Genomic DNA, 23682 nt, shown 5'->3' with positions numbered 1-23682 from the left:
GCGACTTGAACCGCCTCCGGTCAGACGGGTGGCGCGAGATCGGCGTAACGGAGGAGCACACCCACCCCCTCGTGCAGCGTCAGCTGTTCCTCCGGCACGAGGACCAGTTCCGCTCCCGTGCCGACAAGGGCGCGGGTCAGGGCGGCAGCGGCTCGCTCCTGACGGACCGTCTGTACGCCGTACGAGCGCAACTCGTTCTCTGCGAGGGCGAGTTGGCTGGGCTCCGGACCCACCCACAGGAGCGGGGGTGATTCAAGACGGCTGTTGAGGAAGAGGGCCTTGACCTGCCCGCGCTGCAGGGCCGCCACTGTGGCTGCCAGTCCCTCGGCGGATGCCCCGTCGTGTGCCTGCTGGGCCAGAAAGGCCTCCAGGAGGGCGTAGTCGTGCGCCGCCATGCGACCGGCGAATACCTGGTCGAGTTGGTCCTCCAGCAGGGCCCGTCCTGGCTGTGGAGCGGTGCCCGCCGCGACGGCGGAGAGCTGGCCGCGCAGGAACTTCGAGAGGCGGTGGGCCAGGATGCCGCAGGCCCAGATGTCACCGGCGAGCGCCAGCGTCTCCGAGCCGCCCTGTCGGGCCAGCGAATCCAGGTACTGGCCGAGTCGCTCCGCGGTGTAGGGCCATTCGGCCACCGGGACCTCTTCATGGATGCGGCCGCTGGGCGCGACCTTCGCCCCGGGCCAGACGCCTGCCTCGGCGTCTACGTAGACGGTGCCTTCGGCGTCGGTTGAGTGGCGGCCCGTGTAGTGGACGCGCACGGCCAGATACGGAATCTCGGGCGCGTGCTGAACGATCAGCGGCATGGTGTCGGGCAGCAGCCCGAAGTGCGCGGTGCTCTGTGCGGGAGGGCGGGGCAGTTCGTCCTGCAGGATGAGCTTCCCGTGCGCGGTGAACAGGGCCTGCCCGTGGGTGCCGGGTACCGAGACATCGTCGCCCACGGTCCCGGACACGGCGGCTATGGAGTCCGGGTCCGCGCCCTCGGCGGTCAGATTGTCCCGGAGACGCCGCCAGCGCAGCGCGATCGCGGCATCCGGATCCGCAACGGCGCTGTCTCGCGAGGTGTCGACATATACCGAGGCGAACGGGCCGGCCTCTTTGTAGAGCGGTTCGAGGAAAGAGAGTCGCATCACCACTCCCGGGAAGGGTTCGATGCCGCTGAGGGGAGAGGGGTGGCCGACCGGATACGCCGGACACGGGCGGCGACGAGACCGTCCCCAGGCCCATCATGCGCCCGGCAAGCGCATCGCGCGTCTGCGAGTGCACCCGCGCGTACGCCGCGCCGACGTACGCCTTTGGCCTTCCCCATCGCGCCTTCCGAGCCCGCTTTCCGGGCCCGCCTGCCGCGCCGGGCCCGTCCTTCCGCCGCCGGGCCCGCCTTCGCGCCGGGCCTTCCGTGCCGCGCCCTCCGGCCGGGCTTCGCGCCGTGCCCTCCGCTGCGGCCCTGCGGTGACGTCACGCTGCGGCAGTGAGATCGGCCCAGTGGGAAGCGCGTCCGGTCTGCCAACGGTCTCCGTGGGCGTTGGCGACGCGGTCGATGATGGTGAGGCCGCGTCCGCGCTCGGCTGCGGTGCAGCTGGCCGTCCAGTCGCCCTCCGTGGCGGCCGGGCCTCCGTCGGTGACCTCTATGTGAATGCGTATCTCGGCGGTGCGCTCAGCACGGCTCAAGCGGAGCGTGAGCGGCGGCGTGGCGTGTTCCACGGCGTTGGTGATGAGTTCCGAGACCACCAGCACCGCCCGGTCAGTGGTCTCCTGGGACGCCTGCCACCGTCGCAGGGTCTCGGCGACGATGCGGCGGGCCTCGCGGACGGCCTCGGGTCGGTGCGGTAGCGGCCAGGCTTCGGCCTCCGTCCCGCTGGTGCGGACAGACCGGCGGGACGGCTCAGCGCCGCCGGCGATGGAGCGCATGGCACCTCCTATGCCTCCTATGCCTCCTGACGTCCTAAGTCCTCTCGTGCCGTGTCGCGAGGGGCACATCTCGCGAGGAGCACATCATGGGAAAACAACAGCCGGTCACGGCCTGTTCCCGCGGTACGCCGGCCCGGCGCGGCACGGCCCGGCCCGTAGCCGGTCAGCTGCCGCAGGCGCATCCAGCGGCCGCCTTCGCCGCGGTCGGCGTCCGGGACGGGTCGGCGGCCTGCTCCTCGGGGGTGCAGCAGGCGGTGGTGCCGCAGCAGGCGTCCGGGGCGGTGTCGGCCCTTTCCAGAGCCTCGGCCCTTTCCAGGGTGTCGGCGTCGGCCTTGACCACGTACACCTCCCACGGCTCCCTGCCTGGGCCGGTCACCCACACCTTGTCCTGCAGGGCGTAGCAGCAGGAGGTGTCGTTCTCCTCGAACGTGGCCAGGCCCGCTTCCTTCAGCCGGGTCGTGGCGGCGGTGACCACCGCGGTGGTGGCGACCTCGACACCGAGGTGGTCCAGGCGGGTGTCCTCACCCGTCTCGCCCTCGATGAGGACGAGCTTCAGCGGGGGCTCGGTGAGGGCGAAGTTGGCGTAGCCCGCGCGCCGCTTGGCGGGCTCGGCGCCGAAGAGCTTGGAGTAGAAGGCGATCGAGCCTTCCAAGTCGGCGACGCGCAGGGCGAGCTGGACTCGGGACATGGCGGTCTCCTCATCCGAGAGCGGTGTTCATCTCATCCGAGAGCGGTGTTCATCCGAGACGAGAGAGCCTGTTTCGACATCTGTCGATACAGTCGAGGTTGCCCTCTGATTAGACAGACGTCAACATAGAGGCATGTCGAAACAAGGTGATCTGCCGGTGGTCGGCCAGGACGCGGCGTGCTGCGTCCCGATGGTCCGCGAGCCGCTGGGGGAAGCGGACGCGGCCGAGCTGTCGCGCATGTTCAAGGCGCTGTCGGACCCCATCCGGCTGCGGCTGCTGTCCCTGATCGCCTCCCACGAGGGCGGGGAGGCGTGCGTATGCGACCTGATCGGCCCGTTCGACGTCTCCCAGCCGACCATCTCCCACCATCTGAAGATGCTGCGCGAGGCCGGACTGGTCGGCTCCGAGCGGCGCGGCACCTGGGTGTACTACTGGGTGCTCCCGGAGGCCCTGACGAAGCTGTCCGCGCTGCTGCAGATCCCTGCCGTGCCCGCGAAGGTGTCCGCGTGAGCGCCTCGGTGCCGCTGGCGCGGCGCGCGGCGGCCGAGGCCCTCGGCACGGCGGCGCTGGTGACCGTGGTGGTCGGCTCCGGGATCCAGGCGACCGAGCTGACCCGCGACATCGGCGTGCAGCTGCTGGCCAACTCCCTGGCGACCGTCTTCGGCCTGGGCGTGCTCATCGCCCTGCTCGGCCCCGCCTCCGGGGCGCACTTCAATCCCGTCGTGACGCTCGCCGCGTGGTTCACCGGCCGCCGTACGGCCGACGGCCCCGGCCTGCGGGAGGTGGCCGCGTACCTGCCCGCGCAGATCGCCGGGGCCATCGGCGGCGCGGTCCTCGCGAACGCCATGTTCGCGCGGCCACCGGTGCAGTGGTCGACGCACGACCGGATCGCCGGCCATCTGTGGCTGGGCGAAGTGGTCGCCACCGCGGGACTGGTCTGGCTGATCTTCGGGCTGGCCCGGGCAGGCCGTGCGCATCTGGCGCCGGTAGCGGTCGCCTCGTACATCGGCGCCGCCTACTGGTTCACCTCCTCCACCAGCTTCGCCAACCCGGCGGTGACCATCGGCCGGGCGTTCACCGACACCTTCGCCGGAATCTCCCCCGCCTCCGTAGCACCGTTCCTTGCCGCCCAGCTCGCCGGCGCCGGCGTCGGCCTGGTTCTGGCCGCCGTCACCTTCGGGCGCCCGGCACCTGCATCCGGGGGCGAGGGTGTCGTCCCGAACGGCGAGCGGCAATTCGCCGCACCCGCCCCGTCTGCTCTCCGACCTGCTGCCGGACCTTCTGAAGAAAGCGCCGTGTCCTCATGAGCACTCCCGCCACGCCGTCCGTGCTGTTCGTCTGCGTGCACAACGCCGGTCGGTCCCAGATGGCCGCCGCCTTCCTCACCCACCTCGCCGGGGACAGGGTCCAGGTCCGCTCGGCCGGCTCCGCGCCCGCCGACGCCGTGAACCCCGCCGTGGTGCAGGCCATGCGGGAGGCCGGCATCGACATCTCCGCACAGACCCCGAAGGTCCTCACCGCCGAGGCGGTGCAGGCTTCCGACGTGGTCATCACGATGGGCTGCGGGGATGCCTGCCCGTACTTCCCGGGCAAGCGGTACCTGGACTGGAAGCTGGACGACCCCGCCGGCCAGGGCACCGAGGCCGTGCGGCCGATCCGGGACGAGATCGAGCGGCGCATCCGCAGCCTGCTCACCGAGCTCGGCATCGAGGTGACGTCATGAGTACGGCCACCGACGCACACGTCGTTGCGATGCGGCCCGAGCACGCCGCGGCCGTACTGTCGATCTACCAGCTCGGCATCGACGAGCAGCACGCCACCTTCGAGACCGCCGCTCCGACCTGGGAAGCCTTCGACGCGGCCAAGCTGCCCGAACACCGCCTCGTCGCCCTGGACGACGACGGCCAGGTGGTGGGCTGGGCAGCGGTGGGACCGGTGTCCGACCGGTGCGCTTACGCCGGGGTGGTCGAGCACTCCCTCTACGTGCACCCCGACGCCCGCGGCCGCGGCGTCGGCCTGGCCCTGCTGACCGCCCTGATCTCCTCCACGGAAGCCGCCGGCATCTGGACGATCCAGTCCGGCGTCTTCCCCGAGAACACCGCCAGCCTCGCCCTGCACCAGCGAGCCGGGTTCCGGGTCATCGGCACCCGCGAGCGCATCGGCCGCCGCAACGGCCAATGGCGCGACGTGGTCCTGATCGAGCGCCGAAGCCCGGTCATCGGCTGAGCTGCCTGCCGGGCTACTTCACCAGCGGCAGGTCGATACCGACGGACAGATCGATACCGGAGAGCGGACAGGTCGATACCGGCAATAGGTCGGCACCTTCGTCTAGCGAAGCAAGGCCTGCGTCTGGAGTCTCCGTACTGCCTCGTGCGGATCGGGAACGGATACCGCCAGACGCCGGAAGGGCGCGTCTTCAGCCAGCTCGATGCACAGCACCGGACCGCCGGGCCGGACCACGGCGAAGTCCCATGCGTTCTCAACGCACCGTAAGCCCGCGCAAAGGCCGCCGGGCCACCACGTGCCCTTGCCCCGCACCCCCCGCAACGCCCGCCACCAGTCCGGCTCCAAGCGCAGGCGGCGAACCGTCGAAGCCGGCACCCGCACCTCCCAGCGGCGCGCTGCCAGCCTTTCCCGCCAGGTCAGGCACACGACGACATCGGCGCCCTTCGCCACAATGCGTACCACGGCAATCCCTTCGGCAGCTTTTCCTCGCCCGCGACGCCCCGGCCGGATCGGGCTGCTGACGGGCAGGGGACACGTACCGTCGCGGCCCCTCACTTGAGGCTCTCCGCTCTCCCCTTCCCCCCGGCGCGCGCGATCGGGCCGAAGCTGGTCTGCTGGAGTGAGGGGCTCGTCGCGCTGGTCTCCGGGAGAGATCCATGACCACATCACGGGACCTGATGATCACCGCCATGGATGCGGCGCCCAGCCGGCCGGTGGCACAAGGTGACCTGTCGCTCGCTCTCGCAGGTGCCGAGCTGATCGATTTCCTCAATGCCCAGGCCATCACCCTGGACGGCGAAGACATCGTGCCGGGCCTCCTCCCCGCCACCGCCGATCCCCTGCTGGATCAGGCCGCATCGTCGCTCGTCCGCGAAGCGCCGTACGAGTCGCTCGACGACTGGCTATGGCGCAGAGGCCGCGGCCTGTCCGCCGCCTATCTGGCGGCCCTCGAAGCGGAAGGGCTGCTCAGCCGGCAACGCCGCGGGCTGCTCTTCCGAACCAGTCAGCCGGTGCTGGCCGATTCATCGGACCGCCGGGATGCGGCACACCGCTGGGCCTCGGGTGAGCCCGTCCTGGCCGCCCTTGCCGCGGCCGTCGGGATCCACGGCACGGACGGAAAGGAGAGGGAGAGGGAGAGGGAAGGCTCCGCCGACCTTCCGGGTGTGGACGACGACGTCGTGGACACCGTGCTCGCCGCCGTCCACGACGCGCTGACGCAACTGGAGGCCATCCGGCAACAACGCTCCATCGAGCAGGCCGCCTTCGACAACATCTGGCGAGGCGACTGAGGAGTCCGCGTTCGCGGGCCGGGGCGGACCGGACCGGACCGCTGAGGGGAGATGGTCGCGGACTCGGCGCCGTCCCTACGACGCGCCGTCCCTACGACGCCGCCGACGTCTCGGCGTACTTCTTGATGAGTTCGTAGGAGCGCATGCGGTCCTGGAGGTCGTAGACGGGTGTGGTCAGCATCAGTTCGTCTGCCCCGGTCTCCTCAGCCAGTTGTGCCAGACGGTGTACGACGGTCTCGGGTGTGCCGACGGCTTGCTGTGCGCGGAAGGCGGCCAGCGCCTGTCGCTCGTTCGCCGTGAAGGGGTGGGCGGCCGCCTCCTCGGGTGTCGGGAAGGGGATCTCGCTCAGGCCCTTGAGGAGCCCGGCCTTGACGACGTTCATCGGTCCGCCGCGCCACTCGGCTTCTTCTTCCGTCTCGGCGCACACCGTCTCCACGCACATCAGCACCCGAGGACGCTCGCACCAGCGGGACGGGGCGAAGTCCTCCCGGTAACGTTCCAGCGCCGCTTGGGTGTTCTGCGGCCGGATGTGGTGCGCGAGGGCGATCGGCAGACCGAGCCGTGCGGCGAGCGCGGCACCAGCTGTGCTGGACGCCAGCAGCCATGGTTCCGGCAGCGGGTCGAGCGCGACCTCGTCGACCAGGAAGGACAGGATCGCCGCCACGTCGTCGTGGTACTCCGCATCCGTCGTCGGTCCGGCTCCGCGGCGCAGTGCCCGTGCGGTGGCCTCGTCGAAGGTGCCGGGGCCGCGGCCGATACCCAGATCGATGCGGCCCTGGTTCAAGGCGGCCAGCGTTCCGAACTGCTCGGCGAGCGTGATGGGTGCGTGGTTGGGGGCCAGTACGCCGCCGGATCCGAGACGGATGGCCGAGGTCGAAGCGGCGGAGTGCGCGGTCAACACGACTGGCGGGAACGCGCCGATCGCGGGTGAGTGGTGATGCTCGGCGTACCAGATCCGGTGGTAGCCCAGCCGTTCCATTCCCTGTGCGAATGCGGTGGTGTCGCGCAGGGTCTCCACGGCTCGGGTGCCCGTTTGGACCATCGCGACTTCCAGCGCAGAAAGAGGTACATCGATCATGCCGTCAGCATAGGGATCGAGTGTTCGAACGAGTCGCCTTTCAGGCAGTGGTCACGGAGGGGATTCCAGCCCTGCATGCGGGCGGGCGCGCCCTCGATGCGGGCGCGGATCTGCTGGTGGGAGCGATGGCGCCGTTCCTTTCAGGGAGGGAAGTTGGCCTGATCGTGCGCGCGGCGGCGGTACGGAATGCCTCACTGCGGCCGCCCCGTCGGCAGGCCGGTTCGGCGCGATCGCAGGCCGGATACCGGGCGGTCGGTCGCAGGCCGGTCACGACCTGCACACCCTCTCCAAATGCTCCACAAGAAGTTCGAGAAGCGATCGACCTCCCTTACGTTACGTTCCTCCCGTCGCCTGATCTGCCCGCCGTTACGGCTCTCTCGTTCAGGCGCGAAGTCATGGGGGGAACCATGGACATCGCATTTCCGACCGACGACACCGGTGGCCCTGCCCGCTGCTGTGTGTTTCTCTCCGACAACGGGACCGGCGGCCCCGTCTCCGGCGCGCTGGCCTTCCTCGAAGCGCAGTTGACCGTCACCGAGGAGGGTTCCGGCGGTGACGTGGGAGTCTCCGTCGGCGCCGCGAACACGGTCCGCATCCCGCTGGGGCTGCTCGGCAGTGACCACGCCGGGTACCTCTCGTGGGACCTGGCGCCGCTGTGGCGGCAGGTCCTGCTGCTGGCCGAGCGGCCCGACGGCTCCACCGCCGAGGTCCGGCTCGCCCATGTGTGGCTGTACCTCGGCGGTCCGCTGCAGAGCGCGGTGGACGTCCTGACGGAGGCCGACGAACGGGCGCAGGCGCTGGTCCTGCGGCTCGGCGTGGACCGCGGCGGTGTCTTCACCGGCTCCGCCACCGGCTTCCCCGCGATGCAGTCGCCCTCGCTCCTCGACTGGTACCTCTCGCCGGCCTCGTTCGCGTACGTACCGGCCGAACTCATCGGGCAGGACGGCTGCGAGACCCTGCTGCCCTCCAATGTGGCCACCCAGCAGTACCAGGTGCACCAGATCGTGACCGTCCCGGATCTCGTGGCGCGCCTGGACTACGGCGCTCAGTACGCGGCACCGGACGGGAACGGCGGCGGCACCTCCGACGGCACCTCCGATTACGGCGTTCCGGTGCCGATCGCCCTGGTCATCAGCTACGACGTCACCTGGATCCCCGTGGGGCACGGGCTCGGCCAGGTCACCTACAGCCTGCCGCTGGCACCGGGCGAGCAGGTGCAGCTCGCGGTCGTGGACTGGTCGCGCACCTCGACGGACAGCCGGCTGGAGGACATCGCCCTCACGGACGACCTGGAGCACGCGCTCACCCGCGACCGGACGGTCGACGAGGTGGTCAAGGGCGCCGTCAACGAGTGGCAGCGCGGCGGCTCGGTGATGGCCGGCGCGGCGGGCGCGGCGTCGATGGGCATGTTCGGCGGCTCCGCCGCGATCGGCGGCGGCTACGCCACGACGACCGGCGACCGCAGTGTCTCGGCGGACACCGTGCAGAACCTGCACGACCAGATCCGCCAGCACTCCACCTCCGTACGCGATATGCGCAGCACGGTGGTCGTGCAGTCCCGGCAGGCGGAGACCTCCACCGCGCAGACCCGGACCGTACGCAACCACAATCACGCGCATGCGATGACCCTGCTCTACTACGAGGTGCTGCGGCACTTCCGGGTGCTCGTCGAGCGCGGCACGGTGCGTCCGGCGGTGCTGCTGCCCGCCGGGTCTCCGAACCTCGACGACGAGCTGGTCATCGTCCGCTACCGGCGCCTGCTGCAGGCCGGGCTGCTCGATCCGCAGCTGGCCGGCGGATTCGATGCGGTGGAGAAGTACGCGGCCTGGCAGGAACTCCAGCCCGAGGTCCCGGTGCCGCCCGACCCGGGCAGTGTCGAGTTCATCCTCTTCCAGTTCCGCTTCACCATCGGTGACCTGTCCAACTTCCAGGACCGGGTGCCCACGACGGTCACCCTGACCCAGCGTGCGCCGGACGGCGGCCAGAAGGTGACGAATCTGGTCCGTCCGCAGCACAGCGACTGGGACCCCGATCCGACCCATCTGCAGAATCCCGGCGACTTCCAGCACACCCACGCCATGGTCGATCTCGCGGGTGTGCCCAGGCCCGACGAGCGCGTCAACTGGCGGGATCTGCGGACGATTTCGGTGACCCTGACCCCGCCCCACACCGAGGGCAGGAACGACGACGTCGCCGTGGAGCATCTGGTCGTCACGGCCGTGGACACCGCGGGCATCACCCACCTGCTGGTCGACGAGCCCAGCGGCAAGCTGTTCCAGAAGCCGTCGACGACCTGGTCGCTGGCGGCCCGTCAGGCGCCGGAGCCCGCGCCCGCGCCGACCCCGTTCCAGCGGCTCAGCGACGAGGAGAACCTGCTGCGGATCCGGCTGCGCAGGCACTTGGTGCAGAACCGCGAGCACTACTACCGGCTGATCCGGCTCGGCGAGGACCCCAATGCCCGGTGGACGGAGCTGGCCGGCTGCCGCCTCACCGTCGGGGACACCACGCGCCCGCTGTTCCAGGCTGTCGAGAACCGCGCCCTGGAAGTGCTCGGGGACTCCACGGCCTTCCCGCTCGACCCGGCCCTGTTCGACGACTCGGACGAGGGGCGGGTGCGCCTTCCGGAGGTGGATCCCGCCCGTAGCGAGCAGTTGGTCAGCCTGCCGACGCGCGGGGTCTTCGCGGAGGCCAAACTCGGCCACTGCAACTCCGCGGAGGTCATCGACAACACCCGGTTCTGGGACTGGCAGAAGTCGCCCGATCCGGACAGTGCCCCGCAGATCGCTCCGGTGTCCACGGCGAGCCGGGAGGTGGTCGTCTCCACGACGCCCTCGGGGCTGCCCGCCTCGGCCGTGACCATCGTCCAGCCGCCGCAGGCTCCCGACCCGGTGGGCATGGCGGCGGCCCTGCAGCTCCTCGGCCAGGGCGACATCTTCCGCGACATGTCGATGCAGAAGGAGATCGCCGCGCTGCTGACCTCGCTCGCGAGCAACGCGGCCGGCCTCGCGGGCAAGAACCCCGGTGCGCCCGGTGCGCCCGGCACTCCCGGCACCGGCTCGGCTCCGGGCACCGGGACGGGCGGCGGCACGGGGACGGGCACCCCCGGCACGGGAAGCGGCCCCGGAACTCCGTCCGGCGGCGGCACCGGGACCCCGGGCGGCGGTACGCCGGGCGGGGGCACCGGAACCGGAGGCACCACGCCCCCGGGAACCGGGGGAACGGACCCTCACCCGGGCGGCACCCCTGGTACCCCTGGGCCCGGTACGCACACCGGCTCCGGCGACGGCGGCACCGGCGCACCGAAGCCTCCCGCTCCGGCGCCCCGGCCCACTCCCCGGCCGCCCGTGCCGATCGGCTCGGACAACCGGTCGTTCGTGTTCAGCTTCGCCCCGGTCAGTTTCGGTCCCAGCGAGGCGGACTGGGAGCGCGGCCGGTTCGCCATCGCGATCTTCCAGGACGGCAAGCCGGTGCTCAGCCAGGACAATGTGGTGCCCGCGGCGCCCAGCGTCATCCTCAACGGCAAGGTCGCTGCGAACAAACCCCTGGACATCGTGGTCGACGGCTCGTCCACCCACTGGGTGACCTATCCCTCGATCTACTCCACCGCCACGGCGGGCAACCCGGCGACCACCGGGACGCCTCCCGGCATCCTGATCACCACGCATCTGGTCGGCAAGCTGACGCTCGCCGGTCTGGATCCGGCGCAGCGCAGTTATGTCTTCTCGATCCAGCGGGAGGTCAAGTTCACCTCGGTGACGCTGAGCGAGCAGCAGATCCGGCAGCAGGGCCTGGAGAAGGCGGTGTCGGGTCAGATCAACGCGAGTTTCGACAAGGTCATTTCGTTCGGTGCGGGGCTCTCGTCCTCCGAGACGTCCTCGACCAGCAGCGGAACGACCACCAACAAGACGGACACGGTGCCGGTCACGTACTTCAGCGGGCTGATGTCCATCGTCCCGGTCAAGAACTGACAGCCGGTCAGCAACCGACCGGCAACGCCGCGGCGCCGACGGAACAGTCCCGTCGGCGCCCGGCGCGGCTCACACCCTCGGGGAACTCCCGGAACTCAGAGAACCCGAGGTCACATGCCCGCGAGGCGGCCGAGCAGCCCGCCGTCATCCGCCGCCTCGCGACCCGACGCCTTCGATTCTGCGGCCATGGGGTCCTTGCCCATGGGGGCGTCGGAGACGTCCGCCTCGAAGCCCGAACCGGGGCGGGAGTCGCTCGGGCCGGGGTCGGCGGCGGCGGTGGCCGCACCGCCGAGCAGAGCGGCGCCGGCCAGGGTTACTGCGAAGAGCGTGGCGCGGATGCGCATGAATCCTCCTGAAGACAGAGACAGTGATCAGCCTCTGTCCTTCCCTTCACCGCCGTTTCGATAAGGCACGGACGCAAAGACCACCCCACTGGCCCCTTGCGCACCATCCGCGCGCTGACCGCCGGACAGACGGCAGGCGCCGGTCCAGACGCTGGTGATCGCGCTGGTGTAGCGCGCGCCGCTGACCTCGGCGCGCGCCGAACGCTCCGGGCCGGTACAGCTAGTCTGTGATCCGCAGCTGGTTCGCACCGTCAGCCAGACGGACGCGTCGTAAGAGGGAACCCGGTGGGAATCCGGGACTGCCCCGCAGCGGTGAGCGGGAACGACCGCCGTCATACGCAATGGACCCACGCAGTGGTCCGGGAAGCGACGGCCAGTAGGTGTCTGCACGGCAGACTTGCCCGCGAGTCCGAAGACCTGCCAACTGCCCGTACGCACGTGTGCGTAGGCCGAACTGGAACGGCGGGAGGGCACCGGCGCGAACCGGTGCCCTCCCGCATCCGGGGCCGCTGCCCCTTGACGGGGCCCGCGGGGTACGCCTAGCTCAGCGTCTTCACCGCGGACGCGTCGTACGGCTTCAGCTCCTCGGCCCGGTCGCCCAGGACCTTCGCCGCCCACTGGGGGTCCTGGAGCAGGGCGCGGCCCACGGCGACCAGGTCGAACTCGTCGCGCTCCAGGCGGTCGAGGAGGTTGTCGATGCTGCCGACCGCGGCCCCCTCGCCGGCGAACGCGCGGATGAAGTCACCGTCGAGGCCGACCGAGCCGACGGTGATGGTGGGCTTGCCGGTGAGCTTCTTGGTCCAGCCCGCCAGGTTCAGGTCCGAGCCCTCGAACTCCGGGTTCCAGTAGCGGCGGGTGGAGGCGTGGAAGACGTCGACACCGGCCGCGGCGAGCGGGGCCAGGATCGCCTCCAGCTCCTCCGGGGTCTCGGCGAGCCTGGCGTCGTAGGCCTCCTGCTTCCACTGCGAGTAGCGGAAGATCACCGGGAAGTCGGGCGAGATGGTCTCACGGACCGCGGCCACGATCTCCGCCGCGAACTTCGTACGTGCCACCGCGTCGCCACCGTAGGCGTCGCTGCGGCGGTTCGTCCTCGCCCACAGGAACTGGTCGAGGAGGTAGCCGTGGGCGCCGTGCAGTTCGACGCCGTCGAAGCCGATGCGCTCGGCGGCCGCGGCGGCCTCGGCGAAGGCGCCGATGACGTCGTCCAGGTCGCGCTGGGTCATCGCCTTGCCGGTGCCCTCGGTGCCGTCGACGCGTATGCCGGAGGGGCCGACGGCGGGGGCGTCGGCGTAGGGCGCATCGCCCTGCTTGCGCACCATGCCGATGTGCCACAGCTGCGGAACGATGGTGCCGCCCGCCGCGTGCACGTCCTCGGCGACCTTCGCCCACCCCGCCAGCTGCTCCTCGCCGTGGAACCGCGGCACACGGTCGCTCTGCCCGGCCGATTCATGGCCGACGTAGGTCCCCTCGGTGACGATCAGGCCCACACCCGCGGCGGCGCGACGGGCGTAGTACGACCGCACGTCCTCACCGGGGACACCGCCCGGGGAGAACATGCGCGTCATCGGCGCCATCACGATGCGGTTGGGGACGGTCAGTCCGTTCAGCGCGACGGGCCGGGAGAGGATCTCGGCCGCGCGGGAGGCGGGGGTGGTGGTCATGGGGTGCTCCTTGTAGGTAAGAGTCGGAGTCGGTGGGGGCGTTGGCAGGTGGTGACCGGTGTGGTTAGCAGGTGGTGACCGGTGTGGTGGGCAGTTAGTGACCGTGTAGGGGTAAGCCGTCCGGCCGGTCATGGCATTCCGGCCGTGCGGTGAGTCGCCTACTGCGCCGTGGGGTGCGTCAGTTCCATGTCGAAGCCGTCCGTGCCTCGGCCCTCGACGGTCAGCGCCGAGGCCACGGGCGGGTAGCCGCTGGCGATGAGGGAGTACTCACCCGCGGTCAGGTCGGTGAAGGTGTAGGCGCCGTCGGCGTCGGTGAGGGTGGTGCGCACCACGTCCCCGGTGGCGTCCAGCAGCGTGAGCCGGGCATCTTTCAGCGGACGGCGCCCCTCCCCGGCACGTACGGTGCCCCGCACCCGCGAACCGGCCGGTCCGGTCGCGCGGGGCAGCACGATGCCGTACGGGACCGGGGTTGCCGCCGCCGTGACCGCGGCGGCCTGCGGTTGGTGGCCGTCGGCGGCCGCTATGAGGACGTACGGGCCGGCGGTCGGGGCGTCCAGTGCGTACCGGCCGTCGGGGCGGGAGACCGTGCGGCCCAGCTGCCGTCCGTCCGTCGAGATGAGGGTGAGGGCGGCGCCGCCCAGCACCTCGCCGTCGGCGTCCCGCACCAGGCCGTGGAACCCGGCCCCGGCTGGGACGGCGTCGAACGGGACGGCATCGGCCGAGACCGCGTCAGCGGGGACCGTCTCGACCGGGACCGCCTCGGCCGGGACCGCGTCAGCCGGGACCGTCTCGGCCAGGGCCGTCTCGGCCGGAGCCGCCGGATCCGGGGCCGTATCACCAACGGCCGTACCGGCCAGCGGAGTTGACGGGGTATGTGCGCCCGAGCCCCGTCCCGGCAGGAACGCCGCGATCAGCAGGGCCACCACGCAGGCCGCGCAGGCGATGATGAAGGAGGTGCGGAATCCGTCCATGGACGGCAGCGGCACACCGCCCAGCGGCTGGGTCATATGGGAGAGCACGACACCGAGGACCGCGCTGGCCGTTGAGGTGCCGATCGAGCGCATCAGGGTGTTGAGGCCGTTGGCGGCGGCCGTCTCCGAGGGGGGCACCGCACCCATGATCAGGGCGGGCATGGCCGCGTAGGCCAGTGCGATGCCGCCGCCGATGAGGGCGGAGACGATCAGCGTCTGCCAGACCGCGTGCACCAGCCCGAGCGCCGACACATAGCCGATGGCGATGACGACGGTGCCCAGCATCAGGGAGACCTTGGGGCCGCGGGCCGCCGAGATCTTGGCGGAGACCGGGCTGAGCAGGATCATCACTATGCCGCCGGGCACCACGCACAGCCCCGCGACCACCATGGACTGCCCCAGCCCGTACCCCGTGGCCTTCGGCAGCTGCAGGAGCTGCGGGAGCACCAGCGACATCGCGTACATCGCGAAGCCGATGGCGATCGCGGCGAGGTTGGTCAGCAGCACCTGGCGGCGTGCGGTGGTCCGCAGGTCGACCAGCGGCTGCTCCACGCGCAGTTCGACGGCGCCCCAGGCGAGAAGGATCAGCGCCGAGGCCGCGAACAGGCCGAGCGTGGTGCCGCTCCCCCAGCCCCAGTCGCCGCCCTTGGAGATCCCGAGCAGCAGACAGACCAGCCCCGCGGAGAGCCCGACCGCGCCGATGAGGTCGAAGCGCCCGGGAGCGCGGAGCGGCGACTCCGGGACGAACAGCGCGACCAGCAGCAGCGCGAGCGCGGCCAGCCCGGCCGACCCCATGAACAGCACGTGCCAGTCGGCGTGCTGGGCCACATAGGCGGCGGCCGGCATGCCGAGCGCGCTGCCGACGCCCAGCGAGGAGCTCATCAGCGCCATGGCCGAGCCCATCCGCTCGGCGGGCACCTCGTCGCGCATGATGCTGATGCCGAGCGGGATCACCCCCATCGCCCCGCCCTGCAGCGTGCGGCCCACCACCATCGGCACCAGATCCGAGGTGAACGCGCAGATCAGCGAGCCGACGATGAGCAGTCCGAGGCTGCAGAAGAGGATCCGCCGTTTGCCGAACATATCGCCGAGGCGCCCCATGACGGGGGTGGCGACGGCTCCGGCGAGCAGTGTGGCGGTGATCACCCAGGAGGCGTTGGAGGTCGTGGTGTGCAGCAGGTGCGGCAGCTCGGCGATTAGCGGCACCACGAGGGTCTGCATCACGGCGACGACGATGCCCGCGAACGCGAGCACCGCGACGATCGGGCCTCCGGTGCGCGAACGCGCCTGGAGGGCTCGGTGAGGGGATGACACGTATACCGCCTAGAGGTTCAGGCTCGGGCTCGCTCGATGCCCGGGGTCCGGGGTCCGGGGTCTGGGGGAACGGCCCGGGGACCCATGGGCAGATATGCATAGTACACACGATGTGCATCATGCACATCGCACCGGGATGTGTATCATGCACATTGCCGGGCGAGGGCCGGAATGCCTGAGTTGTCCCTGCGTCCCCTGTGTCGCGGATCCGGGCCAGGGCCCGGGGGCCCGTGAGCTTATGAGTCCTGGGCTCGGGAGCTTATGAGCCCTGGACTCGGGACGATGCAGTGCCGGGAAGGAGAGCGGGAAGCGTGGTGCTGGAGAGACTGGAGCGGGAGCTGATGCTGCTCTCGCGGCACCAGGTGATGAATCGCCGGGAGCGGGACCCCGAGCGTCTGGAACGTTCGGCCTATCTGCTGCTCAGCCGGATCGACACCCAAGGCCCCATGTCCATCGGGCAGTTGGCGGAGGCGTTCGGGCTCGACACCTCGACCGTGAACCGCCAGACGGCGGCGCTGCTGCGCTGCGGTCTGGCCGAACGCGTCGCGGACCCCGAGGGCGGTATGGCCCGCAAGCTGCGGATCACCGAGGAGGGCGGGCACCGGCTCGCCGCCGACCGCGAAGTCAACCGCTCGTGCCTGGCCCGGGTGGTCGCCGGCTGGTCGGCCGAGGAGGTGCGGGAGCTGGAGGACGTACTGGTCCGGCTCAACCGCAGCGCCGAGGAACTTGAGGGACGGCACTGGCCGCGCGCGGAGGACGACGCGCGCCAGCACGAAGGACGCCAGGGCCTGTCCGACGGGTCAGGATCGGAAAAGCCCTAGCGCGCTCGCCCGGCTCCGGGGCCGACTGCCTGATCCCTGTCAGGAGTCGGCCGCGTCCCACATGTCGCAGCGGTGTTCGGCCCGCAGCGCCGTCGTGATCGCGTTGCCGCCCTCGGAGGCGGTGCGCAGCCGCAGCACCCGGCCCGGCCGCGAGCCCTGCTCCGGCATGGCCTGCTGCCCGTTGGCGCGCGGTGCCGAGCCGTGGAGGAACGAGCCCCAGTACGCGGTCATCTGCGCGGACAGGGCACGCTGCTCGGCGTTGAGGTCCGCTCGGCGCCCGTACGGCTTGAACAGGTAGTTCAGCTCGGCCGCGTGGGTGGCGCCGAAGTCGAAGTCGGCATGCTGCGGGAGCGAGGCGAACCGCGGGGAGGTGCGGTCGGCGAACTCGTACCCGTAGACCCGGCCGCGCTGGGCGAGGCGCGGACCGGTCCGTAGCGCCGGGCAGGCGAAGAGGTGGTCGCCGAAGGCTGCGGCGTAGGCGTAGCCAGGTCGTTCGTAGGCGCTGAGCGGGTAGCGGTCGCGGGCTCTTGCCCCGGTCCGCTCGCCGAAGGCGGAGGTGAGGGCCTTCGGGTAGGCGCCGGCGGTCAGCGGGGTGCCCCAGCGGTCGAAGGTGTCGTAGGCGAAGACGAGTCCCTCCTTGCTGTTGGCTCCGTTCATGACGGGGACGTGGGAGGCGCGGCCGGTGGTGAAGGCGTACGCGGGCTGGAGCGGCAGTTCGCGGCCGCCGACGGTGTAGCGCCAGGTGTCGGGGCCGGTGCCCCTCTGGGCGTCGAGGATCTCCCGCACGGGCTTGGCGCGCAGGCAGTCGGCCGCGGTCGCCGGCTGGTCGCAGCCCAGCTTTGCGGCAAAGGCCGTACCGGCGGCTTCGGCCTCCTCACGGGTGCTGCCCGCGCAGTCGCCGAAGGCGCCGCTCTGGATGATGGCGGCCCGGTAGAGACCGCGGCTGCCCGGTGAGGCGAGCTGGGCGCAGACCGCACTGCCGCCCGCCGACTCACCGGCGAGCGTGACCCGGGTGCGGTCGCCGCCGAAGCGGCCGATGTTGGCCCGCACCCAGCGCAGCGCCTGCTGCTGGTCGAGCAGGGCGAAGTTGCCCTTGGTGCCGGGGAGGGCGAGGAAGCCGAGGGCACCGAGGCGGTAGTTGAGGGTGACGACGACGGTTTTGCTGCGGCGGGCGAAGGTGTCGGGGACGATGTCGCGGCCGGCGCCTCCGATGTTGCCGCCGCCGTGGATCCAGACCATGACGGGGAGCTTGCCGCGGTGGCGGCCGGCGGCCGGGCTCGGCGTGTAGACGTTGACGCCGAGGCAGTCCTCGGTGGTGTGCCGCTTCTCGTAGCCGGGTGCCCAGTAGGTGTTCTGCGCGCAGTAGTTGCCGTACCGGGTGGCGTCCCTGACCCCGTGCCAGTCGGCGGCGGGCCGCGGCGCCCGCCAGCGCAGATCGCCGACGGGCGCCTGGGCGTAGGGAATGCCGAGGAACTGCCGCCCGTCGGCGGTGGCCTCGCCGCGCACCCAGCCGTTCTCGGTGCGCACGACGAGGGTCCGGCTTGCGGGCTGGCCGGGTTGATCGGCCTGGGCGGACACGGGGGCGAGGGCGGTGGCGGCGACGGTGAGGGACAGCACGATCCTGCGCGCTCGGCGCAGGACTCTCGCAGGCAGAGGCATAGGGTCTCCTGACGGCAGGGACGCGCCCGGATACGGCTCCGGGCGCGCAGAGCATAGATGCCGAGTGCCATAGGTGACTAGTGGCATAGGTGAGAGGTGATGAGTCGGAGATGAAGATCGAGCATGTGCTGCTCGGATTCGTGGCGATGCGTCCCTGTACGGGCTACGACCTGAAGCGCTGGCTGGACAGTGAGATGGGCCGGATGATCCGCCCGCGTACCCAGCAGAGCCAGATCTACCGGACGCTGGGCCGTATGTGCGCCGACGGCTGGATCGACTACACCGTGGAGCGCAACGAAGGGCGTCCGGACTCGAAGGTGTACCGCGTCACGGACGCCGGCCGGCTGGTGCTGCGGGAGCGCCTCGCCGAGCCGTACACGCCGTCGCCCGACTTCGGCGACCCCGAATTCGTGATCCGCTACACCTTCGCGATCTTCCTGAGCGAGGCGGAGCAGGTACGTCTCGTCCGCACCGAGTTGGCGGCCCGGCACGCCCAGGCGGAGCGGTTCCGGGCGCGGGAGATCCGCGAGGAGCCGTGGCTGCCGGAGGTGGACCGCGCACGGATGGCACGGATCCTCGATCACGTCCATGACTACAAGGGCCGCGCGCTGGACGCACATGTGCGCTGGCTGGAGGAGGTCCTGGCCGAGCTCACGGCGTGAGCGTGAGCTCGGCCGGGCTGCGGGTCCGCGGCCCGTTCACCCGCCGCTGGTCAGTAGTTGGCCAGCGCCACCACGACGATGATCGCCGCGAGAATCGCCAGGACGGCCACCACACAGCCGCAGCCCTTCGACGTGACGCTGATGACCTCTCGGGCCTCGGCCCGGCGGGCCGCATGCTCCGCCGTCTCCACCGGGCGGAGGGCCCGCCAGATGGTCCGGGTGATCCAGTACGGGCTGGTGACCACGTAAAAGAGGCACACCGCCGCGTAGTACAGCGCCTCGATGATCTGCGCGACAAAGGCCACCACGGCCAGCACCGGAAGCATCAGCAGGATCATGCCTACTGACTTCCCGGCCGACCAGGCATCCCAATTGGGCTTCTTGACGGGCGATTTGGGGAGCTTCCGCTTACGGGCCGCGGGCTCGGCAGCGACTTCGGGCGCGGCGCCGGGGGCTGCGGGAGCCGCGGGAGCCGCGGGAGCCACAGGAGAACCCGGCGGCGGACTGCTGTACGGGCCTGGCGGACCGCCGTACGGGCCTGGAGGGAATTCGTTTGACCTGCTCACGCCAGAGAAAGTAACAGGGCGCGGGAGCCGCGACGGTCCGGGGCCGCCTCCCGGCCCCCGGTCCCCCCTCCTTCCGCGCCCCGGCGGCTACCTCATCACTCCCCCGCAGCCGTCAGCAGGATCTTCAGCAGTTCGTCAGGGGCGTCCCGCATCACGTTGTGGCCGGAGGCCACGGCGTGGGTGCGCCAGGCGGGGTCGCTCCGCAGTCGTTCGTGGAGCGCGGTGAAGGGGGACCGCCCGGGCCAGCCGGTGGCGTAGACGTAGTCCCTGCTGCGGTAGCGGTCGAGCCCGCCCTGCAAGCGGACGGACTGGAGCAGGGAAGCCAGCGGGTGAGGGGTGGCCCGGGGGTCGAAGAACGGCAGCGGTGCGCTGGTGTAGCCGGTCTCGCCCACGCCTTCGAGGTACCAGGCGCGCTCTTGGTCGGTGACGAGGGACCAGCACGAGTCCCCGTCCTCGGGGACCATGGCGTCGACGTAGACCAGTCCGGCCACCCGCTCGGGGACGCGGTCGGCGGCGCCCGTGATCACCATGCCGCCGTAGCTGTGGCCGACCAGAACGGCGTCGGTGATCTGCTGGTCCGTCAGGAGGTTGACGACGTCGGCGATGTGGGTGTCGAGGTTCACCGTGGAGGTGAGCAGGTGCCGGCGGTCCCCCACCCCGGTGAGGGTGAGGGGGTGGACCTGGTGTCCGTGTTCGCGCAGTTGCCGGGCCAGCGGTTCGTAGGTCCAGGCACCGTGCCAGGCGCCGGGTATGAGGACGAAGGTGGTCATCGTGGGAGTGTCTTTCCGTCAGTCGGTGAGGGAGAGGACGATCTTGCCGGTGGTGCGGCGGCCGTCGCCCAGTTCGTGGGCCTTGGCGGCTTGGTCGAGCGGGAGCACGGTGTCGATCTCGGGCCGGAGCAGACCCGCGTCGGCAAGGGCGGCGATCTCCCGCATGCCCGCCCGGTCGGCTTCGACGATCATGAAGGCGGCGCGGAGTCCGAGGGGGCCGGCCTCGTCGGCCAGGTACGCCTCGGCCGGGGAGGCGAGCGAGACCAGGACGCCGCCGGGGCGCAGGGTGCGCAGTGAGCGCGGCCCGTAGTCGCCGCCGATCGTGTCGATGACCACGTCGACGGGTTCGATGGCCGTCTCGAAGTCGGCCTCGGTGTAGTCGACCAGTTCGTCGGCGCCGAGTCCGCGCAGGAAGGCGTGCTTGGCCGAGCGGGCGGTGCCGATCACATGGGCGCCGCGGGCTTTGGCGATCTGTACGGCGAGGTGGCCGACGCCGCCCGCCGCCGCGTGGATCAGCACTCGCTGGCCGGGGCGCACCTCGGCGACGTCGACCAGGGCCTGCCAGGCGGTGAGCGCGGCCAGCGGCAGCGCGGCGGCCTGCACATGGGTCAGCCCGGCGGGCTTGCGGACCAGGTGCCGGGCCGGGGAGGTCACATACTCGGCGTAGGTGCCCGCGGGGAGCGGGTGGCGCGGCAGGCCGAACACCTCGTCGCCGGGGGCCAGTAGGGTCACTCCCGGGCCGACCTCCTCGACGACACCGGAGACGTCCCAGCCGAGCCGGACCACGGCGCCGGCCAGTCCGCCGGAGGCCCGGTGCCAGGAGTCGGTCGGATTGACCCCGGCCGCGTGGACCCGCACCAGCACCTCGGCCGGCCCCGGCGCCGGGCGCTCCGCCTCGATCACCTTCAGTACGCCGGGCCCGCCGAAGCCGTCCTGGCCGATCGCACGCATCGTCATCCCCCTGCTCTCCTTGGGCCCTTCCGGCCCGTATGGATCAAGGTTCTCGTCCTCCGGGCCAGACGACGAGTGGCATGACTGCCATGATCTGAAAGAATCTTGCCATGCATCGTGTCGTGGTCCTGGCCCTCGAAGGCGTCTACCCCTTCGAACTCAGCATTCCGGTACGGATCTTCGGCACGGCGGCCGGGCCCGACGGGGAGCCGCTGTACGAGGTCGCCACCTGCAGCCTGGCCGGCGACCCGGTCCTCACCAGCGCGGACTTCGCCATCACCGTGGCCCACGGGAGGGAGGCGCTGCGCACGGCGGACACCCTCGTCATCCCGCCGTTCACCTGCGGGCCCGACGATCAACGGGACTGGCTGCCCGACGAACTGGCCGAGGCTCTCGCCCTCCTGCCCGCCGACGCCCGCATCGTCTCGATCTGCACCGCCTCCTACGTCCTCGCCGCCGCCGGACTGCTCGACGGCCGCCCGGCCACCACGCACTGGAACGAGGCCGACCACTTCCAGCAGACCTTTCCGCAGGTCCAGGTGGACGCCAATGTGCTGTTCGTCGACAACGGCCAGATCCTCACGGCGGCGGGGGTCGCGGCCGGCGTCGACCTCTGCCTGCATCTGGTGCGCCGCGACCACGGCAGCGAGGTCGCCAACCGGGTGGCCCGGCTCTGTGTGGTGCCACCGTGGCGCGAAGGCGGCCAGGCCCAGTACGTCGACCGCCCCGTGCCGGAGCCCTCGGCCGCCACCACGGCCGCCACCCGCGCCTGGGCCCTGCAACAACTGCACCGGCCGCTCACCCTGGCCGAGCTGGCGGCGCATGCCCGGATGAGCCTCCGCACGTTCTGCCGGCGATTCCGCGACGAGGTCGGAATGCCGCCGGGCCAGTGGCTCACCCGGCAGCGGGTCGATCACGCCAGACGGCTCCTGGAGACCACCGATCTGTCGGTCGATCACATCGCCGCCCACGCGGGCTTCGGCACCGCCGCCTCGCTCCGCCAGCACCTGACCACCACGGTCGGCATCTCGCCCAGCGCCTATCGCCAGGCCTTTCGCCGCAGATGAGGCAGTCGGACGCACGCCTGCGCGTCAGACGGTCCGGGCAGCCGCGGCGGCGAGGGAGTGCTCGCCGCGGGTTCCCGCCGCCCACCGCGCCACCGGGCCCAACGCGTACGACGCCAGCAGGAACAGACCGCCGAGCAGCAGCCAGCCTGTCGCGCCCATTCCCAGGAGCAGCCCGGTGAGCATCACCGGCCCGAGCGTGCGGGCGACGGTGGTGCCGGTGCCGAAGAAGCCCTGGTACTCACCGATGCGCCCCGCCGGTGCCAGGTCGAAGCCGAGTTGCCAGGAACCGGCGGACTGGAGCATCTCGGCGGCGACCAGCAGCACCGAGCCGCCGACCAGGGCGGCGACCGCGACCCAGGGCGAACGGCCACCCGAGAACGCGAAGACCCCGCAGGTCAGGAGCATGAGCGCACCGGATCGACGGAGGGCACGGGCTGCCGTGGACAGTCCGGTGACCGAGCGAGCGGCACGGACCTGGAAGAGCATCACCGCACCGGTGTTGAGGATGAAGAGCCCGGAGACCAGCCACTCGGGGGCGTCGGTGCGCTCGGTGATCCACAGGGGCAGGCCGAGGCTGAGCAGCGGCATCCGCAGCAGCAGCACGGTGTTGAGCAGCGTCACGACGGCGTACGGCCGGTCCCGAAGGACTTCGAGTTTTGCACCGCGGACCAAGGGGGCGGGCGCGACTACAGGCAGCCTCAGTAGGAGGAGCGCGCAGAGCAGAAAGCTCAGGGCGTCTATCGCGAAGACCGCGAGATAGGCCGAGCGGGTCGCCGCGGAGAGCGCGAGCCCGCCGAGTGCGGCACCGACCGCGAGGCCCGCGTTGAGCGTCGACTGCAGATGGGCGAGCGCACGGGTGCGCTCCTCCTTGGAGACCAGGCCGGCGAGCAGCGCCTGCCGGGCGGCGGCGAGGCCCGACTGCGCGGTGGCGTAGAGGACGGCGGCCGCGAGGAACGGCACGAAGTCCCGCACGACCAGAAAGGACGCGACCGCGGCGCTGGTCGCGAGGGCGAGCAGCACCGCCGTGCCCCGCGGGCCGCGCCGGTCCGCGATCCGGCCGAGCGGCACCCCGACGACCGAGCCGACCGCCCAGGCCAGGGTGAGGCCGAGGCCGATCCTGGCGGGTGCGAGACCGACGACATGGGTGAAGTAGAGCGCCGAGGTGACGTAGTACGCGCCGTCACCCACGGAATTGCTCAACTGGGCGAGGGCAAGCATGCGTTGGGGGCCCGCAGGCGGGAGCAGCGTGGACATGACCTGACCGTACACAGACAGTGGCGCACGCCTGCAGGACAATCAGGCGTCATATTTGTGGGCCACTTCGTGCCGCCTGCGCCGGGTGCGGCGAGCCATGTCCGGCCACGCTCCGTGACCATGACGACCACCGTGTTGAGGCGCGCGGCCCTCCGGCTGCGGGCCGGCGGTCGGGCCCGGGACGGCACGGCCGGTCCCGGTTCGGGCTGACAATGGGGAGGTGGGCTTCCGCCGTCGCCAGGGAATCCCCGGGCCGGGACGGTCCGTATATACGGGTATGCAGGGGTTTGGGTTCCCAGTGGGCCGCATCCCGGACGAGGCCTTGCTGTCCGGACTCGCCACCGGCGACCCAGAACTCGCGGTGACCTTCGTACGGCGCTTCCAGCACACACGACGGCCGGCCGGCAGGAGGCTGGGGAACAGTTCGGCCAGGACGCCGACCGTTGCGGTGCCCGCGCCCTCGACAATCTCGGCGTCCACGGGCCGCAGG

The 23682-nt window shown here is 71.3% G+C and carries 22 protein-coding genes and 1 riboswitch; of the genes, 9 read left to right on the top strand and 13 right to left on the bottom strand.

Features of this window, described 5'->3' with window-relative positions; translation table 11 throughout:
* Window positions 1–20: 20 nt before the first annotated feature.
* From ACWD6P_RS20725 to ACWD6P_RS20715, 3 genes are all read right to left on the bottom strand, one after another.
* Window positions 21–1124 (bottom strand): baeRF2 domain-containing protein, encoded by a 1104-nt coding sequence (locus ACWD6P_RS20725; RefSeq protein ID WP_451445585.1) that lies wholly within the window; start codon window positions 1122–1124, stop codon window positions 21–23.
* A 325-nt stretch (window positions 1125–1449) separates the two neighbouring features.
* Entirely contained in the window at window positions 1450–1902 is a 453-nt protein-coding gene (locus ACWD6P_RS20720) for an ATP-binding protein (protein WP_451445584.1), read from the bottom strand.
* Window positions 1903–2065: 163 nt separating this feature from the next.
* Window positions 2066–2590, bottom strand: coding sequence for an ArsI/CadI family heavy metal resistance metalloenzyme (locus ACWD6P_RS20715; protein WP_451445583.1), 525 nt, complete (start codon window positions 2588–2590; stop codon window positions 2066–2068).
* A gap of 133 nt (window positions 2591–2723) precedes the next feature.
* On the opposite strand from ACWD6P_RS20715, the gene ACWD6P_RS20710 reads away from it, so the two are divergent.
* From ACWD6P_RS20710 to ACWD6P_RS20695, 4 genes are read left to right on the top strand one after another with little or no spacing between them, the layout of a single operon-like run.
* Window positions 2724–3101 carry an ArsR/SmtB family transcription factor gene (locus ACWD6P_RS20710; protein ID WP_451445582.1) on the top strand — a complete coding sequence of 126 codons (378 nt, stop codon included), beginning with the start codon at window positions 2724–2726 and terminating at the stop codon, window positions 3099–3101.
* Window positions 3098–3898 (top strand): aquaporin, encoded by an 801-nt coding sequence (locus ACWD6P_RS20705; protein WP_451445581.1) that lies wholly within the window; start codon window positions 3098–3100, stop codon window positions 3896–3898. The genes ACWD6P_RS20710 and ACWD6P_RS20705 overlap by 4 nt, the downstream gene beginning before the upstream one ends.
* Window positions 3895–4314: an arsenate reductase ArsC gene (locus ACWD6P_RS20700; protein WP_451445580.1), complete on the top strand. Its 420-nt coding sequence runs from the start codon at window positions 3895–3897 to the stop codon at window positions 4312–4314. The genes ACWD6P_RS20705 and ACWD6P_RS20700 overlap by 4 nt, the downstream gene beginning before the upstream one ends.
* Complete coding sequence (locus ACWD6P_RS20695; protein ID WP_451445579.1) at window positions 4311–4817, top strand: N-acetyltransferase family protein; 507 nt, start codon at window positions 4311–4313, stop codon at window positions 4815–4817. Before ACWD6P_RS20700 ends, ACWD6P_RS20695 begins: the two co-directional genes overlap by 4 nt.
* Window positions 4818–4919: 102 nt before the next feature.
* Here the strand turns inward: ACWD6P_RS20695 and ACWD6P_RS20690 are convergent, their stop codons facing one another.
* A complete protein-coding gene (locus ACWD6P_RS20690; RefSeq protein ID WP_451445578.1) occupies window positions 4920–5279 on the bottom strand; it encodes a hypothetical protein in 360 nt (119 codons plus the stop codon).
* 194 nt (window positions 5280–5473) lie between these two features.
* Between ACWD6P_RS20690 and ACWD6P_RS20685 the strand changes: the two genes are divergently transcribed.
* On the top strand, window positions 5474–6106 hold the full coding sequence (locus tag ACWD6P_RS20685) for a GOLPH3/VPS74 family protein (protein ID WP_451445577.1): 633 nt from the start codon (window positions 5474–5476) through the stop codon (window positions 6104–6106).
* Window positions 6107–6197: 91 nt separating this feature from the next.
* Here the strand turns inward: ACWD6P_RS20685 and ACWD6P_RS20680 are convergent, their stop codons facing one another.
* A complete protein-coding gene (locus tag ACWD6P_RS20680) occupies window positions 6198–7184 on the bottom strand; it encodes an LLM class flavin-dependent oxidoreductase (RefSeq protein WP_451445576.1) in 987 nt (328 codons plus the stop codon).
* A gap of 407 nt (window positions 7185–7591) precedes the next feature.
* Between ACWD6P_RS20680 and ACWD6P_RS20675 the strand changes: the two genes are divergently transcribed.
* A complete protein-coding gene (locus ACWD6P_RS20675; protein WP_451445575.1) occupies window positions 7592–11152 on the top strand; it encodes a hypothetical protein in 3561 nt (1186 codons plus the stop codon).
* A 110-nt stretch (window positions 11153–11262) separates the two neighbouring features.
* Here the strand turns inward: ACWD6P_RS20675 and ACWD6P_RS20670 are convergent, their stop codons facing one another.
* The 3 genes from ACWD6P_RS20670 to ACWD6P_RS20660 form a co-directional block, all read right to left on the bottom strand.
* Complete coding sequence (locus tag ACWD6P_RS20670) at window positions 11263–11496, bottom strand: hypothetical protein (RefSeq protein WP_451445574.1); 234 nt, start codon at window positions 11494–11496, stop codon at window positions 11263–11265.
* Window positions 11497–11718: 222 nt separating this feature from the next.
* Window positions 11719–11935: riboswitch (cobalamin riboswitch) on the top strand.
* A 100-nt stretch (window positions 11936–12035) separates the two neighbouring features.
* Complete coding sequence (locus ACWD6P_RS20665; protein WP_451445573.1) at window positions 12036–13157, bottom strand: NADH:flavin oxidoreductase; 1122 nt, start codon at window positions 13155–13157, stop codon at window positions 12036–12038.
* A 158-nt stretch (window positions 13158–13315) separates the two neighbouring features.
* Window positions 13316–15349 carry an MFS transporter gene (locus ACWD6P_RS20660; protein ID WP_451445630.1) on the bottom strand — a complete coding sequence of 678 codons (2034 nt, stop codon included), beginning with the start codon at window positions 15347–15349 and terminating at the stop codon, window positions 13316–13318.
* A 434-nt stretch (window positions 15350–15783) separates the two neighbouring features.
* Here ACWD6P_RS20660 and ACWD6P_RS20655 point away from each other — a divergent pair, with 434 nt between their 5' ends.
* Window positions 15784–16263: a MarR family winged helix-turn-helix transcriptional regulator gene (locus ACWD6P_RS20655; RefSeq protein WP_451445629.1), complete on the top strand. Its 480-nt coding sequence runs from the start codon at window positions 15784–15786 to the stop codon at window positions 16261–16263.
* 39 nt (window positions 16264–16302) lie between these two features.
* On the opposite strand, the gene ACWD6P_RS20650 is transcribed toward ACWD6P_RS20655, so the two are convergent.
* A complete protein-coding gene (locus tag ACWD6P_RS20650; RefSeq protein WP_451445572.1) occupies window positions 16303–17922 on the bottom strand; it encodes a carboxylesterase/lipase family protein in 1620 nt (539 codons plus the stop codon).
* A gap of 110 nt (window positions 17923–18032) precedes the next feature.
* On the opposite strand from ACWD6P_RS20650, the gene ACWD6P_RS20645 reads away from it, so the two are divergent.
* Window positions 18033–18584, top strand: a complete 552-nt coding sequence (locus ACWD6P_RS20645; RefSeq protein WP_451445571.1) for a PadR family transcriptional regulator — start codon at window positions 18033–18035, stop codon at window positions 18582–18584.
* A gap of 50 nt (window positions 18585–18634) precedes the next feature.
* Here the strand turns inward: ACWD6P_RS20645 and ACWD6P_RS20640 are convergent, their stop codons facing one another.
* The 3 genes from ACWD6P_RS20640 to ACWD6P_RS20630 form a co-directional block, all read right to left on the bottom strand.
* Window positions 18635–18922: a hypothetical protein gene (locus ACWD6P_RS20640; RefSeq protein ID WP_451445570.1), complete on the bottom strand. Its 288-nt coding sequence runs from the start codon at window positions 18920–18922 to the stop codon at window positions 18635–18637.
* A gap of 323 nt (window positions 18923–19245) precedes the next feature.
* Window positions 19246–19920, bottom strand: coding sequence for an alpha/beta fold hydrolase (locus tag ACWD6P_RS20635; protein ID WP_451445569.1), 675 nt, complete (start codon window positions 19918–19920; stop codon window positions 19246–19248).
* An 18-nt stretch (window positions 19921–19938) separates the two neighbouring features.
* Window positions 19939–20871: an NADP-dependent oxidoreductase gene (locus ACWD6P_RS20630; protein WP_451445628.1), complete on the bottom strand. Its 933-nt coding sequence runs from the start codon at window positions 20869–20871 to the stop codon at window positions 19939–19941.
* A 110-nt stretch (window positions 20872–20981) separates the two neighbouring features.
* Between ACWD6P_RS20630 and ACWD6P_RS20625 the strand changes: the two genes are divergently transcribed.
* Complete coding sequence (locus tag ACWD6P_RS20625; RefSeq protein ID WP_451445568.1) at window positions 20982–21938, top strand: GlxA family transcriptional regulator; 957 nt, start codon at window positions 20982–20984, stop codon at window positions 21936–21938.
* A gap of 24 nt (window positions 21939–21962) precedes the next feature.
* On the opposite strand, the gene ACWD6P_RS20620 is transcribed toward ACWD6P_RS20625, so the two are convergent.
* Window positions 21963–23192 carry an MFS transporter gene (locus tag ACWD6P_RS20620; RefSeq protein ID WP_451445567.1) on the bottom strand — a complete coding sequence of 410 codons (1230 nt, stop codon included), beginning with the start codon at window positions 23190–23192 and terminating at the stop codon, window positions 21963–21965.
* Window positions 23193–23682: the final 490 nt, after the last annotated feature.

It is taken from the genome of Streptomyces sp. NPDC002446 (assembly GCF_053595675.1).
The sequence above is the reverse complement of the archived record's forward strand: the minus strand, read 5'-3'. Positions and strand labels throughout refer to the sequence as shown.

Coding starts and splice junctions, on each gene's coding strand:
- ACWD6P_RS20725 (WP_451445585.1), bottom strand. CDS start 1,124: ATGCGACTCTCTTTCCTCGAACCGCTCTACAAAGAGGCCGGCCCGTTC.
- ACWD6P_RS20720 (WP_451445584.1), bottom strand. CDS start 1,902: ATGCGCTCCATCGCCGGCGGCGCTGAGCCGTCCCGCCGGTCTGTCCGC.
- ACWD6P_RS20715 (WP_451445583.1), bottom strand. CDS start 2,590: ATGTCCCGAGTCCAGCTCGCCCTGCGCGTCGCCGACTTGGAAGGCTCG.
- ACWD6P_RS20710 (WP_451445582.1), top strand. CDS start 2,724: ATGTCGAAACAAGGTGATCTGCCGGTGGTCGGCCAGGACGCGGCGTGC.
- ACWD6P_RS20700 (WP_451445580.1), top strand. CDS start 3,895: ATGAGCACTCCCGCCACGCCGTCCGTGCTGTTCGTCTGCGTGCACAAC.
- ACWD6P_RS20695 (WP_451445579.1), top strand. CDS start 4,311: ATGAGTACGGCCACCGACGCACACGTCGTTGCGATGCGGCCCGAGCAC.
- ACWD6P_RS20685 (WP_451445577.1), top strand. CDS start 5,474: ATGACCACATCACGGGACCTGATGATCACCGCCATGGATGCGGCGCCC.
- ACWD6P_RS20680 (WP_451445576.1), bottom strand. CDS start 7,184: ATGATCGATGTACCTCTTTCTGCGCTGGAAGTCGCGATGGTCCAAACG.
- ACWD6P_RS20675 (WP_451445575.1), top strand. CDS start 7,592: ATGGACATCGCATTTCCGACCGACGACACCGGTGGCCCTGCCCGCTGC.
- ACWD6P_RS20670 (WP_451445574.1), bottom strand. CDS start 11,496: ATGCGCATCCGCGCCACGCTCTTCGCAGTAACCCTGGCCGGCGCCGCT.
- ACWD6P_RS20665 (WP_451445573.1), bottom strand. CDS start 13,157: ATGACCACCACCCCCGCCTCCCGCGCGGCCGAGATCCTCTCCCGGCCC.
- ACWD6P_RS20660 (WP_451445630.1), bottom strand. CDS start 15,349: ATGCAGACCCTCGTGGTGCCGCTAATCGCCGAGCTGCCGCACCTGCTG.
- ACWD6P_RS20655 (WP_451445629.1), top strand. CDS start 15,784: ATGCTGCTCTCGCGGCACCAGGTGATGAATCGCCGGGAGCGGGACCCC.
- ACWD6P_RS20650 (WP_451445572.1), bottom strand. CDS start 17,922: ATGCCTCTGCCTGCGAGAGTCCTGCGCCGAGCGCGCAGGATCGTGCTG.
- ACWD6P_RS20645 (WP_451445571.1), top strand. CDS start 18,033: ATGAAGATCGAGCATGTGCTGCTCGGATTCGTGGCGATGCGTCCCTGT.
- ACWD6P_RS20640 (WP_451445570.1), bottom strand. CDS start 18,922: ATGATCCTGCTGATGCTTCCGGTGCTGGCCGTGGTGGCCTTTGTCGCG.
- ACWD6P_RS20635 (WP_451445569.1), bottom strand. CDS start 19,920: ATGACCACCTTCGTCCTCATACCCGGCGCCTGGCACGGTGCCTGGACC.
- ACWD6P_RS20630 (WP_451445628.1), bottom strand. CDS start 20,871: ATGCGTGCGATCGGCCAGGACGGCTTCGGCGGGCCCGGCGTACTGAAG.
- ACWD6P_RS20625 (WP_451445568.1), top strand. CDS start 20,982: ATGCATCGTGTCGTGGTCCTGGCCCTCGAAGGCGTCTACCCCTTCGAA.
- ACWD6P_RS20620 (WP_451445567.1), bottom strand. CDS start 23,192: ATGTCCACGCTGCTCCCGCCTGCGGGCCCCCAACGCATGCTTGCCCTC.